10 protein-coding genes are annotated in these 15,724 nt (G+C 55.8%); 5 read left to right on the top strand and 5 right to left on the bottom strand.

Going from position 1 to position 15,724, the window contains the following annotated elements; genetic code table 11:
* The first annotated feature begins 4 nt into the window (after window positions 1-4).
* The 5 genes from OXF42_04545 to OXF42_04525 are packed head-to-tail and all read left to right on the top strand — an operon-like array spanning window position 5 to window position 8,724.
* Window positions 5-2,974, top strand: a complete 2,970-nt coding sequence (locus tag OXF42_04545) for a S41 family peptidase (protein MCY4047362.1) — start codon at window positions 5-7, stop codon at window positions 2,972-2,974.
* Entirely contained in the window at window positions 2,971-3,708 is a 738-nt protein-coding gene (gene truA, locus OXF42_04540) for a tRNA pseudouridine(38-40) synthase TruA (protein ID MCY4047361.1), read from the top strand. The genes OXF42_04545 and truA overlap by 4 nt, the downstream gene beginning before the upstream one ends.
* 25 nt (window positions 3,709-3,733) lie before the next feature.
* Complete coding sequence (leuB, locus tag OXF42_04535) at window positions 3,734-4,810, top strand: 3-isopropylmalate dehydrogenase (protein ID MCY4047360.1); 1,077 nt, start codon at window positions 3,734-3,736, stop codon at window positions 4,808-4,810.
* Window positions 4,762-7,839: a DEAD/DEAH box helicase gene (locus OXF42_04530; protein ID MCY4047359.1), complete on the top strand. Its 3,078-nt coding sequence runs from the start codon at window positions 4,762-4,764 to the stop codon at window positions 7,837-7,839. The genes leuB and OXF42_04530 overlap by 49 nt, the downstream gene beginning before the upstream one ends.
* A 57-nt stretch (window positions 7,840-7,896) precedes the next feature.
* The gene (locus OXF42_04525; GenBank protein ID MCY4047358.1) at window positions 7,897-8,724 is read left to right on the top strand and encodes a hypothetical protein; all 828 of its coding nucleotides are present in this window, start codon (window positions 7,897-7,899) and stop codon (window positions 8,722-8,724) included.
* A gap of 143 nt (window positions 8,725-8,867) precedes the next feature.
* Here the strand turns inward: OXF42_04525 and OXF42_04520 are convergent, their stop codons facing one another.
* The 5 genes from OXF42_04520 to OXF42_04500 form a co-directional block, all read right to left on the bottom strand.
* Window positions 8,868-9,242, bottom strand: coding sequence for an NYN domain-containing protein (locus OXF42_04520; GenBank protein MCY4047357.1), 375 nt, complete (start codon window positions 9,240-9,242; stop codon window positions 8,868-8,870).
* The gene (locus OXF42_04515) at window positions 9,208-9,450 is read right to left on the bottom strand and encodes a hypothetical protein (GenBank protein MCY4047356.1); all 243 of its coding nucleotides are present in this window, start codon (window positions 9,448-9,450) and stop codon (window positions 9,208-9,210) included. The genes OXF42_04520 and OXF42_04515 overlap by 35 nt, the downstream gene beginning before the upstream one ends.
* A 256-nt stretch (window positions 9,451-9,706) precedes the next feature.
* Window positions 9,707-10,777 (bottom strand): YadA-like family protein, encoded by a 1,071-nt coding sequence (locus OXF42_04510; protein MCY4047355.1) that lies wholly within the window; start codon window positions 10,775-10,777, stop codon window positions 9,707-9,709.
* 182 nt (window positions 10,778-10,959) lie between these two features.
* Window positions 10,960-14,868 carry a hypothetical protein gene (locus tag OXF42_04505; protein MCY4047354.1) on the bottom strand — a complete coding sequence of 1,303 codons (3,909 nt, stop codon included), beginning with the start codon at window positions 14,866-14,868 and terminating at the stop codon, window positions 10,960-10,962.
* Window positions 14,869-15,502: 634 nt separating this feature from the next.
* Window positions 15,503-15,724, bottom strand: a 222-nt coding sequence (locus tag OXF42_04500) for a hypothetical protein (protein ID MCY4047353.1), incomplete at its 5' end; no start/stop codon positions are given.

The raw sequence follows: 15,724 nt of genomic DNA, 5'->3' as shown, positions 1-15,724 counted from the left end.
GCCTGTGATACTATACACTAACTTCTCGGCTATGAGGTTTGGTTTCAGGAAACTTGGGAAAGGCGCCGCGTTTGCGCTGGCCGTTGCGCTCGCGTGGGCGGTTGCCGCCGCGCACCCTGCGGGGTCGGAGGAAAACAGCCGCCCGAAAATTACCGGCGCCGTTTTTAACATTGTCCAAAACAACTTCCCCTACAAGTCTCAGATTGATTTCCCGAAGATGCTCAAAAAAGGGCTGGACAATCTGGAAACCCGCATAGACGAGGTTCTGGTTGAATGGGACAAAAACGGGGGCGGCTTCAAACTGGTCGCCGGACAGCAGGAAAGGGAGTTCCGCTACAAAGAGCCGGAATCGTGGGACGACCTGAAAAAAATTTCCTCGGACGCGTTCTCCTTCATCCGCAAAAACACGAATCCGGAGGAGAGAAGCGACAGCGATATTGAATACGCCCTTGTCAACGGAATGCTCTCAACCGTGGACAGGCACTCGCGCATTATCCCCCCGCGCGACTACGAGGAGTTCATCATTGAGACGGAGGGCAGTTTTACGGGTCTCGGCATTGTCATCAGCACGAGCAAGGGCTGGATAACGGTCGTCTCGCCCATTGAAGACACCCCCGCCTACAGGGCGGGAATGAAATCAGGCGACAGGATTGTCCAGATAGAAAACGAGTCAACGGTCAACATGTCCATCGTGGAGGCGGTTCACAGGCTCAGGGGGCCCAAGGGCGAGCCCGTGAACATACGCATACTCAGAGACTCCATGACCAAGCCCACGCCGCTCACCATAGTGCGGGACGTAATTAAAATAGAGAGCGTTGAGCACCACCTCTTTCCCGGCGGCATCCTCTACCTGAAGATAAAAAACTTCCAGAGAAACACCACCGACAGCGCGATTGAGGCGATAAAGGAAATAAAGAAAGAACTCGGGCGCAAAAAGGCGGAGATTGAGGGGATAATCCTTGATGTGAGGGACAACCCCGGAGGGCTGCTCAATCAGGCGGCCAGCATATCCGACATGTTCCTTAAATACGGCACTGTTTTCAGCGTGAAGAGCGGCACAAACGTAAGCCCCTACTCCGCCTCCGGGCGCGACCGCTTTGAGTTGCGTGAAAAAACCGTGGTGCTGATAAATTCGGGTTCCGCAAGCGCGTCCGAGATAGTAACGGGGGCGCTCAAGGAAAACGACAGGGCGCTTACCATGGGAACAAAAACCTTCGGCAAGGGCTCAATTCAGAACATCTTTGAACTTGAAGACGGCGCGGCGCTCAAACTCACCATAGGCAACTATCTGATACCGGGGGAGAAATCCATCCACAGGGTGGGAATCACACCGGACATATTCATAGAGGAAGTGGGCTTCTCCAAAAAAAAGGTGGTGTATAAAACTCCGGAATTCGCCTTTCTGCTTGAAAAATACCGCGAGGAGCGCGAGGACGAGGAAGGCGTCCGCGACCCCGACCCGCCCGTGCATTCTTTCAAGATTCTGAACGAATCGCTGACCGAGGAGGAAGAGACCCCGGACGGGGTGTCAAAACCGCCGAGCGACGGAGAGAAGAAAAAACGGAGGGAAAAAGACCCCCTCATAGCGGCGGCGCGCAGAATCATCACGGGCACAAACGGGATTTACAGAAGCGACATGCTCAAAACCGCCGGTGAAATACTTGAAGCCATAGGGCGCGAGGAAGACCTGCGCATAAGGGAAAAACTGGCAGGGCTCAAGGTGGACTGGGCAGAGGGGGAAAACGGGGGCGGCAGGGCGGACCTCAGGGTGAAAGTCATTCCGGAGGAGCCGGTTTTCAAGGCAGGGGACGAGGGGCGGATAAAGGTTGAGGTGTTTAACGCGGGAAGCGAGCCGGTTTACAAACTCACCGCACTCATCTCCTCGGAAAACCGGCTTCTTGACGGCAGGGAGTTTGTGTTCGGCAAAATCAACCCCGGACAGAAAGTGAAATGGGAAGCCCCGCTGAAAACCCCTGAAAACGTCCGCACCAGAAACGACGAGTGCGTTATCAAGTTCTTTGACTCCTCCCGCAAAGAGGTGTTTTCACAAACCTTCGCGGTCTCATTCAAGGGCAATGAGCGCCCGGCCATAAGTTACAACTACGAGATAGTTGACGACGGCAGGTTCGGTTCAAAGGGCAACGGAGACGGCAGAATATCGGAGGGGGAGACCGTCTCGCTGCTTTTCCGCATAAAAAACTCCGGCGCGGGCGCGGGCGAAGAGCTGGGGCTTTACCTGAAAAACCGGTCGGGCAAGAGGGTGTTTCTGGAAAAAGCGATAGAGGAACTGGGGGAAATGCGCCCGGGCGAAATGAAGGATGTGGCAATGAGGTTCAGGGTTGAAAAACAGGACAAGGACAAAGCGGCGGAAAAAGCCGAGTTTGACCTCACGGCAAACGATTTTCAAATCGGATTTTCGTCAAAATACGGCATAGAGATACCGGTGGTCGCGGCGGCGGAGTTTTCGCCGGAGCCCGGCGCGGTAACCCTCCCCCGCGACACGGAGATACTCGGCGGAAGTTTTGAGGGGGCGCAGGCGGTCTTTACCGCCGGGGCGGGCTCTTCATACCGCACGGAAGGCGCGGCGGGACAGTGGCTGAAAATCAAACTGGACGAAGATGCGGCGGGCTGGGTGAAAACATCCGACACCGTGGCGTTTGAAGGCGAAAAGCCGAGCCCCGACTTCCGCCACGCTCTGGAAAGGTCGCCGCTCATAACCCTTGAAGCCGTCCCCACGGTAACGGACAGCAACGAGATAGAGATAACCGGCTCCGCAAAAGACGCCGAGCCCGTGGTCAACGTATCGTTCTTCAACAACAACGACAAAATACACGTCATCAACTCCGGACGGAAAGAGCAGAACTTCACCTTTACCATTCCGCTTGAGGACGGCCTCAACAGGCTGGAGATAACCGCCAAGGACTCCGGCAACCTTAAAACCGTCCGCACCTTCTTCATCAGAAAAACAAGTTGAGAAACATTAAATTAACGATTGAATACGACGGCGCGAACTACAGCGGCTGGCAGAGACAGGCAAACTCCGTAAACACCGTTCAGCGGGAAATTGAACGGGCGATAAAAAAGGTTACGGGCGGGGAGGCGACCGTTCACGGCTCAGGCAGGACGGACGCGGGCGTCCACGCCCTCGGACAGGTGGCAAACTTCCTTACGCCCTCCGCCATGAAAACCGAATCCATCCGCAAGGCGCTCAATTCCGAACTGCCCGAAGACATAACGGTCAGGCGGGCGCAAGAGGTTGCGGAGGATTTTCATTCCCGCATTTCCGCGAAAAAGAAAACCTATTTCTACAGAATCCTGAACCGCCCCTCCCGCCCCGCGGTTGAGAGAAAAACCTGCTGGTTTATATCCGAGGAACTGGATTTTGAAGCCATGAAAGAGGCATGCCGCCGCATACCGGGCGAGCATGACTTCAAGGCGTTCTGCAACACAAACATCACCGTCAGGACAACCGTGCGGAGGGTTTTCTCCGCCAAACTTGCGCGCAAGGGCGGGTTTATTGTTTTCTCCGTTGAGGCGAACGGCTTTCTTAAAAGGATGGTCAGGTTTCTTGCGGGAACCCTTGTGCGGGTCGGGCGGGGAAGGCTCAGCCCGGACGGCTTTGAGCGCATTCTCAAAACCGGGAGGAAGACCCGCGATGTAATACCCGCCCCGCCCCGCGGGCTTTTTCTGGAAAAGGTCTTGTATTGAAAAGTGGTATAATAAGTGCCCTGCCATGCCGAAAATCCTTATACTTCCCGGAGACGGAATAGGCCCCGAAGTAACGGGGGCCGCCCTCGGAGTGCTTGAGGAAATTGAGAGAATAGCGAACGTTTCGTTTGAGAAAGAGACCGAACTGTTCGGCGGCTGCTCAATAGACGAGCGCGGCGTTCCGGTAACGGACGGGGTTTTGTCAAAGGCGGGCGCGGCGGACGCCGTGCTTCTGGGAGCCGTGGGCGGGGAGAAGTGGGAAAACCTTGACCACTCCCTCAAGCCCGAAACGGGTCTGCTGTCTCTCAGAAAGACCCTTGACACCTATGTGAACCTGCGTCCCGCAAGGGTTTACCCCGCCCTTGCGGACGCCTCAACTCTCAAACGCGAGGTGGTTTCAGGGGCGGACATACTGGTGGTGAGGGAACTCACGGGCGGCATATATTTCGGCGAGCCGAGGGGAATTGAAGACTGCGCGGGCGGACGGCGGGGTTTTAACACCCTCGTTTATTCAACGGCGGAGATAGGGCGCGTGGCGAGAAAGGCGTTTCTTGCGGCGCGGGCGAGAAGGGGCGAACTGGTGTCCGTGGACAAATCAAACGTGCTGGAGTCAATGGTTTTGTGGAGGGAGACGGTGTCGCAAATAGGCCGGGAGGAATTTCCCGACATAAAATTAACGCACCTGTATGTGGACAATGCGGCGATGCAGCTCATAAGAAGGCCCAAAACCTTTGACGTGCTGCTCGCGGGCAACCTTTTCGGAGACATCATAAGCGACGAGGCGGCCCAGCTTACGGGCTCTCTCGGAATGCTGCCGTCCGCAAGCGTGGGAGACGGCGCGGCAATATACGAGCCGGTTCACGGAAGCGCTCCCGACATAGCGGGAAGCGACACGGCAAATCCGCTGGCGGCCATTCTGTCGGCGGCCATGATGTTGAAACACTCTTTTGCCATGGACGCCGAGGCGGAGATGATAGACCGCGCCGTGAGCGCCGCTCTGGATGAGGGTTTCAGAACGGCGGACATATACGAGGAAGGAAGCAGGAAGGTCGGATGCCGCGAGATGGGAGAAACGGTGGCGCGGATGCTGGGCCGCCCGTAGAGCGGTCAGGCGGCTTTGAAGTTTTCGCCCGCGACCCGGCAAACAAGATCGGGCTGCTTGCCGCCGCATTGCAAAACGGCGGTTCCGCAACCGTTTCGGGGCTTGCGGGGGGAAGCGCGTTTCTGGTTGCGTCCGCCGTGGCCGGATACCTGAAAGCGGAACTCCTCTACATAACGAACTCGGAAAAAAGACGCGATGCGGCAAAGCGGGCATTCCGCTCGCTCGGGGCGGACTCCCGCGCTCTGTGCCTCACCCTCGCCGAGGCGGCGCAAAAAACCGTCTCCCCCTCGTTTCTTGAATCGGCCTCCCTGCGCATTGAAACCGGAGACCGGGCGGACAGGGACGAAACCGTGGCGCAACTCAGGCGCATGGGCTATAAAACAAGGGAGTTTGTCCGCCTCGCCGGTGAGATAAGCGTCAGGGGGGCGATAGTTGACGTGTTCGGCGCGGGCGCGGACAGCCCAGCGCGGGTTGAGTTCTCCGGCAGTGAAATAAGGTCTGTCAGGCTGTTTGACCCCCGGACGCAAATGTCCGTTGAGCGGGCGGGGAACGTAAAAATCCCCCCCGCGCGCATGGACGATGAGGAAAGGAATTCATCCGTCTTTGACCGCCGGGGGGAAAGTGTAGTTTTTCTTGAGACCGGCGGCGCGGCCGTGGCGCATGAGCCCTCGCCGCAGCGGCTTTCGGCGGAGGAAATAACGCAGAAACTCGCGCAAACAAAAACGGTTCGCGTGCTGAGCCTGAGCCCCGGCGACATAGACTTCAACACATCGCCCGTCCCGCTGTCGGGAGGGATAGCGGAAGCCGCGCGGACGCTTCAATCGCGGGGGTACGGGCTGAAGGTCTTTGCCGGAAACGGGAGCGAAGAGGGGCGGCTCCGGCATATTTTCAAAGAGCACAATGTGCGCGGCGCGGACATCTGTGCGGGAACTGCGGGGGGAGGGTTTGTGTTTCCCGAAATCGGAACGGCTTTCATAGACGCGCGAGACTTTGCGGAAACAATCCCCGCAGAGGAAACGGCGGCGGACAGACGGTTTCCCCCTTCCGCGTTTGAGTCCGCATTCGGGGAGATTAAAAACGGCGACCTTGTGGTTCACAGGGAGTTCGGCGTGGGCATTTTCAGGGGGTTGAAAAACATCTCCGTCCGGGGGCGCAGGGGCGACTTTGTTGAGTGCGAATACCACGGCGGAGACAGCGTTTACGTCCCCGCGTCAAAGATCGGGCTGCTTCACAGGTATGTCGGAAGCGAGGATGACAAACCGGTGATAGACCGGCTTGGGGGGCCGGCGTGGCGCAAAACCGTCCGGGGGGCGAAGCGGGCGACTGAAACGGTCGCCGGAGAACTGCTTGAGTTGTATGCGAGCAGAAAATCGGGCGGGGGGCACAGTTTTTCCAAACCGGGGGCCGAGTTCAGGGAGTTTGAAACGGGGTTTATGTTTGAAGAGACCCCCGACCAGAAAAAAGCCATTGACGAAGTGACGGGAGACATGGAAGCCCCCCGCCCGATGGACAGACTGATATGCGGCGACACCGGTTTCGGCAAAACGGAGGTCGCGCTCAGGGCCGCCCTCAAGGCGGTAATGGACGGCTTTCAGGTCGCCTTTCTTGTGCCCACGACGCTTCTTGTCTCCCAGCATCTTCAGACCGCCCGCGCGCGGCTCGCCAGCCTGCCCGTGAACACGGTCGCGCTTTCGCGGTTTAATTCGCCGGGGGAGGAGAAAAGAATTTTAGGCGAGATAGAGCGCGGATATGCGGACATAGTGGTCGGGACGCACAAAATCCTTTCGGGCAAGGTCAGGTTCAAAAATCTCGGGCTGCTCATCATAGACGAGGAGCACAAATTTGGCGTCAGACAGAAAGAGCGGCTGAAAACCATGCGGGAAAATCTGGACGTGCTGTCGCTGTCCGCAACGCCGATACCGAGAACGCTTCAACTCTCGCTTGCGGGAATAAGAGACATCAGTTCCATCAACTCGCCGCCGCGCGGGCGGCTTCCGGTGAAGATACGGATAAGCAAATGGAACGCGGGGCTCATACGCGAGATTGTCCTCAAAGAGAAAAAACGGGGCGGCGGGGTGTTTTTCATCCACAACAGGATTGAAACCATAGGCGCGGTGGCGGAGCGCCTCCGGGAGATAATTCCGGAGGTTTCAATGGAGGTTACCCACGGGCGGCTGGGCAAAAAAGACCTTGAGGACAGGGTCGGGAGGTTCGCGGGCGGGAAGATTGACATGCTGATAACAACCGCGATAGTGGAGTCCGGTCTGGACATTGCCGGGGCAAACACCATTTTTATAAACGACGCCCACAACTTCGGCATTGCGGACCTGTATCAACTGAAGGGGCGTGTGGGAAGGGGCTCGCTTCAGGCGTATGCGTGCCTGCTTGTGCCGGAGAGAAAGGAACTGAGCGAAGATGCGCTGCGCCGTTTAAGGCGGTTTGCGGAACTGTGGGACTTTGGCGGCGGGTATGAGCTTGCGTTTTCCGATTTGCGCATGAGGGGGGTGGGCAATCTGTTCGGGGTGGAGCAGTCCGGCCATGTGGCGCGTGTGGGCGTTGAGTTTTATCTTGAGATGCTGCGCGAGGCGACCGAGAGATTGAAGACCGGAAAAACGGCGGAAAAAATTGAGCCTGAAATAAGGACCGACCTTCAGGCGAGAATCCCGGATGACTATGTGGAGAGCGGGCGGGAGAGGCTGGTTTTTTACAAGAGGATTTCGTCATCGTCCGCCGGGGATGAGGTTCGCGCCCTCGCCGGGGAGGTGGAAGACCGTTTCGGGCCTCCGCCCGCGCAAGTGAAAAACCTGTTCGCGCTTGCGGCGTTAAAGACCGTGATGAGGGAGCACTCAGTGGGATTTATGGACATAAGGGAGGACGGCGCGGAGGCGTTCGGTTCCAAAGACCGGGCGGAAACAAAGGCGCGGTTCAGAAAGCAGGGCAAAGCGTGGAAGCCGTTTGCCGTGCGGGGAATGCCGAAAGGGGCGGCGGAGGCGGCGGCGCGAATGCTTTCTGAATTGCGGGCGGTTTGATAACTCCCCCGCTACTCTTGACACATACGGGGGCGTTTATCAGACTAACCGCCTCAAATGGCCCGCAAGATGACACCCGAAGAGAAAACTGCCTATTCGCGGTTTTTTCCAAATCTTGATGTCAACTCCGCCGTTGTAACCGGCGAGGCAAATTCGGATTACAACTGCATCGCCTGGACGCTTGGCTTTACCACGCGAAAAGAATGGCCCGGCTTTTACATTGAAGATTTTGACAACTTCTACGGGTTGCGCGGGTATGTCCGTGCGTCTGAAGGCCCCATAGCGGCTTTGGGCAGAGATGAGACCAAAATGACCCATGCCTGCGTTTCCGGCCACGGCCCCGGCTGGGAATCAAAGATAGGAATAGATTTGCGCATTCAGCACCGCCTTGATGAATTAGAGGGCGGTATTTACGGAAAGGTCATTGCCTTTTATAATAAGAGAGTAAGATTTGCCGAAAGCACGGAGGTCTATGAAGTGGCAAGAGTAACGGAAGACAGGGATGTCAGCATAGGGCGCGGTCAAAAAGATGTCATCCGGCGTTTTGTTGAGCAGGTTGACGATGAGACCAGAAGCGAGTTTGAAAGAAGATATTCTTTGTGGCAAACCGTCTGTCATGCTCCCCCCATTTCCTTCATGTCAGACCCCGATTCCGTGAAGGATACCAAAACCTTTTGGGATTTGGTTGAGATGGGTGAGAAGATAATCCCGCTTGTTGTGGAAAAGATGACCGGAAAATCGGGATTCTCAATTATTTCACTTTACGAGGAACTCCAGCCTAATAAAGACCTTCATTTTACGGACCAAGCCTCGCGGTTTGAAGGTGAGATGATACGGGCGAAACGAACCGTCGCGCGGTGGATTGAGGTTTCGCAGAGGGGTTGACCCCTTTTTGTTATTCATACGAAACAGCAACGGCGGGAGGAGGAGGCGCGAATGCTTTCTGAATTGCGGGCGGTTTGATGCGGAAACTCCGGACTCCTTTGAATGCCTGTTAACGCTTGAACTTTGGCATCAGTTTGGGGATTTCAAAGTTGCCCCAACACTTTTGCGAAAGGTCTATTCCCATAGGCGGAAAAGAGCCATGAATCACCTTGATTCCTCGGGATTGAAGGAATAAAGTCTCGGTCCGAAGAAACAACAACTGCCACATCATAGGCATTCGCCCATGCCAATTTGATCATATCGGTAACCATCGCTGTATCTATGCCTTTTTCCTGTGTCCCGCGCATGTCCGCATTGCAGTGTGGACAGGTAGGGATTGTTTTCTGGCAAACGGGACAGTTGGGTGGCGATTTGACCTTTTGCCTGTGTTTCAGAGTGGCATGAGTTCCTGAAATTCTGTTCAGAGTATTCTCAAACCAATTTCTAAGATTGCGCTCTTTTTTTTGAAGCAGGGTCATAGGAACCATACACATGCATGGCCTCAAAAGAGACAGGCAAACCGGCATCTATTATCTGCCCTGCTTCATCTGCCAGAACTCGCCCGACCAGATGCCAGTCTGTTTTAAAGTCTTGATTTTTATCTTTCAAGGATAAGGAAAAGTTCCAAAAGTCAATAAACACGCGCACTCGTAACGGTTTCTTTTCTTCGGCTGTATCCGCGCTCATGTTTTCCCCTCCTAAATGAAACGAGGACGCACAAAGGCGTCCTCGGGGCTTTCAGTGTCGGCTCCCTTGCTACGACCAAGTCGCAGAGTTCGCCGATGGGTCATCATGCGGATTAGTGTAAGAGATTCTTTTGCCGTGTCAAGCATGCAACGCGCCGCCGTTGAACTCGACAAGGAATCCATAGGGGGTGGGGCATAAAAAAAAGCGGCCCCCGAAAGAACCGCCTTTTTTAGGAGATGTCGCTACAGGTGGCGTTTCACCATGAGAATTGAATCCCCGATTTAATTCCCTTTTCGTCAAAGCCGGTATCCGTTGCCCCGCTGAAATGAACTTGGATTTGCTCATTTACGCGAACCCCGAAACTTGCGGCCATGCCGTGTTCGCCCCTGTAACCGGCATGAGACAAACCAACGGTTGCCCGCTTGCCCGGCTCAACATAGAGGGCTCCCTGAGCCATTGCCATAGCGATACCCTTGTTGTAACGCTTATCGCTCCGTTGAAATTTGCCGAGTTCACTTTCAACAAAGCCAAGTCGGTCTTCGTGGTCGGCTATGTCTCTTGTGTTGGTGTCTATGGTGGCGTTCATTGCCCGAAAGTCGTATGCGCCGATACGCACATTTCTATCAGAGGCTTCACCGATGGCGATATCATCATTGCGTCCCAATTTCACACCATGCCCGATTGCAATGCCGCCACCGCCTTGCGCCAATGAATTAACCCCGATTGCAACGCCGCCACTACCATCCGCCTCTGCGTTATAACCGATAGCCACCCCGTCGGTTCCGGCATTTGTGTTTGACCCGATAGCCGTTGCAGCGCTTGCCGCCAATGCGCTGTGGCCGAAAGCCACTGAATCTGAACCCTGCGCCGAAGACATTATCCCGGCATTAGTAGCGCGGACTCCCGTGCCTATCCCCACACCGCCAGCCGGAGCAATCGGCGTTACCGCTTCCGCTCCCCGGACAGTCGGCAGTGAGGCGGTGTCAATACCGCTTTGAATTGCGGGACGGCGCGGTTCTGGAAGACGGGGAGGACTACCCATTCCATCATCCTCATCCTCTTTTTCCTCCAACTGTCTCCGTTCATATTCCGCTTGAGCGTCAAAACCGGCGGCATTGGCAAGGGCGTTCAAACTGTAGATTCCAACCCAAACATTCGTCTGACTGTCACCTATGCGGATTTGCTCTCTTTCGGCTGACAAATCACGACCAATTACGATTGCGTCAAGTCCGTTTGCGAACGCGCTTCGTCCTATGGCATTAGTCGCCTCCGCTTGCGGGGCAAACAGCAACACCGCCACGAGAAATGTTATCAGTTCTTTTCTCATTTTTTCTCCCTCCTTTGAGAGTTTCTCGGCTTTGATACCGGATGTTTCAATGATTGTAAGTTTATCCAATCCCCCTCTCGCCATTCCTTGCTCCGACAAGGAATCCAGAGGGGACAGGGCATAAAAAAAGGCGGCCCCCGAAAGAGCCGCCTTTTTGGTGAGGTGTCGCTATAGGTGGCGTTTCACCATGAGAATTGAATCCCCGATTTAATTCCCTTTTCGTCAAAGCCGGTATCCGTTGCCCCGCTGAAATGAACTTGGATTTGCTCATTTACGCGAACCCCGAAACTTGCGGCCATGCCGTGTTCGCCCCTGTAACCGGCATGAGACAAACCAACGGTTGCCCGCTTGCCCGGCTCAACATAGAGGGCTCCCTGAGCCATTGCCATAGCGATACCCTTGTTGTAACGCTTATCGCTCCGTTGAAATTTGCCGAGTTCACTTTCAACGAAGCCAAGTCGGTCTTCGTGGTCGTTGATACGGGCGTGTGCGCTTCCGGTGGCGCTTGCGCGGTCGGTTCTTGAACCGATGCGGTCGTCTATATCCTCAAGGTCGTATGCGCCTATACGCACATTTCTATCAGAGGCTTGACCGATGGCGATATCATCATTGCGTCCCAATTTCACGCCATACCCGATTGCAACGCCGCCACCATCGCCTTGCGCCAATGAATTAATCCCTATTGCAACGCTACCAGTGCCGTCCGCCTCTGCGTTATAACCGATAGCCACCCCTGAGGTTCCGGCATTTGTGTTTGAGCCGATAGCAGTCGCTCCGGAGCCCCCCGCCCCCGCCATGTGGCCGATAGCCGTTGAATCCACACCCTGCGCCGAAGACATTGTCCCGGCATTAGTAGCGCGAATAGGGTCGTTCATTCCCACACCGCCAGCCGGAGCAACCGGCGTTACCGCTTCCGCTCCCCGAACGGTCGGCAATGAGGCGGTTTCAATGCCGCTTTGAATTGCGGGACGGCGCGGTTCAGGAAGACGGGGAGGACTACCCATGCCGTCATCCTCATCCTCTTTTTCATCCAACTGTCTCCGTTCATATTCCGCTTGAGCGTCAAAACCGGCGGCATTGGCAAGGGCGTTCAAACTGTAGATTCCAACCCAAGCATCCGTCTGACTGTTGCCTATGCGGATTTGTCTGGCTTCGGTAGTGGACACATCACGCCCGATTGCTATGCTGTCAAGCCCGTTTGCGATAGTGCCGTAGCCAATGGCAATTCCGCCCTCTCTGCCTACATACGCCTCCGCTCCAACGGCAACGGCGTCTTTTGCTTCCACATTTGCCAAGTGACCGAGGGCAACATTATCACGCTGAATAGAATATGCCCCTTTGCCTAACACCGTTGCGTTTCGGCCTTCCGCTTTTGCCAAGTAACCAACTACTGTTGCGTTTGCTTGGTCGGCAAGTGTCCCCCTGCCAACAACGGTTGACCCGTTCCCCGTAGCCTGCGCAAACTGCCCAACCGCCGTTGCGTCATTGCCATCCGCCTCCGCATTCTGCCCGACTGCGGAAGCATTCTCTCCTCCCGCAACCGACATAAAACCGACCGCAACTGCTCTGTTACCAGTCGCTTCCGCTGAAGAACCGACCGCAACCGTGCGTTCCCCGGTGGCAACCGCTTTAGTTCCAAGAGCAGTTGCAAACTCTTGTGTGGCTTCCGCAGATTGACCCAATGCAGATGAGAAATTGCCTGTTGCCTGTGCGCTTTGCCCTAATGCGGTAGCGTTCTTTCCGCTTGCAATCGCCCCCTGCCCGAATGCCGCAGAAAGGTCTCCGGTCGCCTGTGCCGCCTCTCCGATTGCGGTTGAGGATTGCCCGTTTGCAAGGGCCGCCTTACCCAATGCAGATGATGCTTCGCCAAACGCCATAGCCCCTTGCCCAAGCGCAGTTGATGAATCTGCGGATGCGTTTGCATACGCCCCAAGAGCGGTTGACGCTTTCATGTGCGCCCATGCTTCCCTTCCCGCCGCTGTTGAATCATTACCCGCCGCCATTGCCGTCTGCCCCAATGCGGTTGAACTCTGCCCGCTCGCGACCGCTCCCTGCCCCAATGCCGCAGAATAGTTTCCGGTTGCCTGTGCCGCTTCTCCGATTGCGGTTGAAGAAACCGCGTTTGCATGGGCCGCATGTCCCAATGCAGATGATGACACGCCTAACGCCTCCGCCCCCTGCCCCAATGCGGTTGATGAATCTTTGGAGGCGTTAGCATACGCCCCAAGAGCAGTTGACGCTTTCATGTGCGCCCACGCTTCCCTGCCCGCCGCTGTTGAATCATTACCCGCCGCCATTGCCGTCTGTCCCAATGCGGTTGAACTCTGCCCGCTTGCGACCGCTCCCTGCCCCAATGCCGCAGAATAGTTTCCGGTAGATTGTGCCGCCTCTCCGATTGCGGTTGAGGAAACCGCGTTTGCATGGGCCGCATGTCCCAATGCAGATGACGAGACACCAAAAGCCTCCGCTCCCTGCCCCAATGCGGTTGAGGAATCTTTAGAGGCGTTAGCATACGCCCCAAGAGCAGTTGACGCTTTCATGTGCGCCCACGCTTCCCTGCCCGCCGCTGTTGAATCATTACCCGCAGCCATTGCCGTCTGTCCCAATGCGGTTGAACTTTGCCCGCTCGCTTCCGCCCCCTGTCCGAATGCAGATGAATGGTTTCCGGTCGCATGTGCCGCCTGTCCGATTGCGGTTGAGGAAGGCCCTGTGGCATTTGCCTCATGACCCAATGCCGATGATGAATCGCCTTCTGAACGCGCCCCCTGACCAAGCGCGGTTGAAGAATCTCCAAAGGCGTTTGCGTGAACTCCAAGCGCAGTTGACGCTTTCATATGCGCCCATGCTCTCATACCAACCGCCGTTGCTTGCTCTCCTTCCGCCACCGCTTGCGCTCCAATGGCTATAGCGTCTCTCTCGCTTGCGGTTGCGGAATAGCCCACCGCTACTGTGTTGTCTCTTGTGGCAAGCGCATTTTGACCAACCGCAGTTGAGAAAGCCCCTCTCGCAAAAGATTCCTGACCTATGGAAACAGACGCTCTGCCGGACGATTTTGCCTCCGCTCCGAAAGCGGTTGAAAGCGCCCCTCTTGCCCGTGATTCCGCTCCAACGGCGGTTGCCTTCATGCCGCTTGCCAGAACATCTGAACCTATGGCGGTGGATGCAAGTCCGCTTGCGTTTGCGCCTTGACCCAATGCCGTTGAACCGCGATGGAAAGACCCCAAACTGTAACCCTCTCCCCTTGCGTTTGCATTTTGCCCAACGGCGGTTGCCCCGTCTCCGGCGGCTTTTGCATCCTGCCCAACCGCCGTTGACTGTCTGCCGGTGGCTTGTGCCGCTTGCCCAACCGCCGAGGCGTTAACACCCGCTACGGCATTCACCCCAAGCGCGGTTGAATACGCGCCTCTTGCCTTTGCCCCGTTACCGAAAGCGGCGGCGTTGTAGCCTCGCGGTTCTCTTGTGTAGCCGACCGCCCTTCTTATATCTTCGCTCCAATCTCTTGCGGGGGCCGGACTGCCGCCACCGCCACTATTAGCGGATATACCGCTCGCTAATGCGGCTAAAGAGTAGTTGCCGATTGTTACATCTGTAATTGCCAAATCGCCGATACGGATTTGTCCGGCATTGGCGACTATACCGCGCCCGATTGCTATGGCATTGTCGCCGTTTGCCCGTGACTCCGCTCCGATTGCTATGGCGTTCATTCCTCCCGCAAAAGCGTTATAGCCATAAGCGGCGGAATAGTCTCCGCTCGCGTTTGAGTCTTCGCCGAATGCGGTGGCACTTATTCCGGTGGCGGTTGCGTCTTTAATGACATCTCTGTTGACTACTGTATCAATCGCCTCATCTATAATTCTATCTTCCCCTGTTTCTTCCCTGATTATCCTCCTGACATCGGCGGAGTTTGAGCCGGAGCCAGAAAGGTCGGCAAGATTGTAAGCGCCTATGAAAACATCGGTATAAGAAGAGTTGCCAATGCGGATTTGATTCTCTCCAGCGGACACTCCGCGCCCTATGGCGATTGCGCCGTTGCCGGTTGCGCTTGCCAATGCGCCAAGAACGGTTGAGTGGTGATAACTGGCATTTGCCATGTGGCCCAATGCTACCGTGTCGTCACCTGTAGCCCTTGCCTTATGACCGATTGCACTGGAGTTTGAGTTCGCTTGATAGTAGGCAGTCTCGGGAATGCGGACAGTGCAACGCTTCAAACCAGTCAACGGATAACCGAAGACTGTGCATTCTACAATCTCCACTCCTTCGAAGTCAGGAGAACCATCATAACCATGCCGAACCTCCTCATGATAACGAGTATAGGAAATAAATCTCCCCGCCAATGCCCCCTTACCCAATGCTGTTGAATTATGTCCGGGCGTCATCGCCTTATGCCCAACCGCCGTTGACTCATAGCCATTGGCCATTGTCCAATCCCCGACCGCAGTCGCTCTTGTTCCGGAGGCGCTTGAGTGCGGCCCAACGCTCCAACCCCGCGCCCCCGCTTGCGATACCATTCCGACAACCAGAAAAGCCGCCGTCAAAAAAGTTTGTGTCAATGATTTTCTCATTGGTCAATTCTCCTTCGGCCTGACACTCTCGGCGCCGGGCCGTGTGAACATCCTATACATAAAGTCTAGAAGGTCTGCACCTTTTCCCGCTTTCGTGGGTCTTCTATGAGTAACAGAGACCCAGCAGGGACAACCTTATGTATAAGTTTGATGTTCACGGTGGCTACTCTATATGTCCGCCCGCCAACCTGTCAAGCACAACAGTAGAAAGTTTCACATCTCCCTGACAGACCCCGAAACTGCATAAAACCCCCGCCCCCTCTGGATTCCTTGTCGGAGCAAGGAATGACGGAGAAAACTCCGCCCTCAATTGACTTTCCCCTTCAACCGGTAAAATAGAAGCCGTGATACGCAAAGGTTTTATCATTTCAGTCGCGGCGGCCTT

Source organism: Candidatus Dadabacteria bacterium (genome assembly GCA_026708565.1).
Taxonomy (GTDB): Bacteria; Desulfobacterota_D; UBA1144; order Nemesobacterales; family Mycalebacteriaceae; genus Mycalebacterium.
The sequence above is the reverse complement of the archived record's forward strand: the minus strand, read 5'-3'. Positions and strand labels throughout refer to the sequence as shown.

Excerpts from the sequence above, each read along its gene's own strand:
- OXF42_04515 (MCY4047356.1), bottom strand. The coding sequence starts at position 9,450 with ATGAGCGCGGATACAGCCGAAGAAAAGAAACCGTTACGAGTGCGCGTG.
- OXF42_04525 (MCY4047358.1), top strand. The coding sequence starts at position 7,897 with ATGGCCCGCAAGATGACACCCGAAGAGAAAACTGCCTATTCGCGGTTT.
- OXF42_04530 (MCY4047359.1), top strand. The coding sequence starts at position 4,762 with ATGCCGCGAGATGGGAGAAACGGTGGCGCGGATGCTGGGCCGCCCGTA.
- OXF42_04505 (MCY4047354.1), bottom strand. The coding sequence starts at position 14,868 with ATGGCAAATGCCAGTTATCACCACTCAACCGTTCTTGGCGCATTGGCA.
- OXF42_04520 (MCY4047357.1), bottom strand. The coding sequence starts at position 9,242 with ATGACCCTGCTTCAAAAAAAAGAGCGCAATCTTAGAAATTGGTTTGAG.
- OXF42_04510 (MCY4047355.1), bottom strand. The coding sequence starts at position 10,777 with ATGAGAAAAGAACTGATAACATTTCTCGTGGCGGTGTTGCTGTTTGCC.
- leuB (MCY4047360.1), top strand. The coding sequence starts at position 3,734 with ATGCCGAAAATCCTTATACTTCCCGGAGACGGAATAGGCCCCGAAGTA.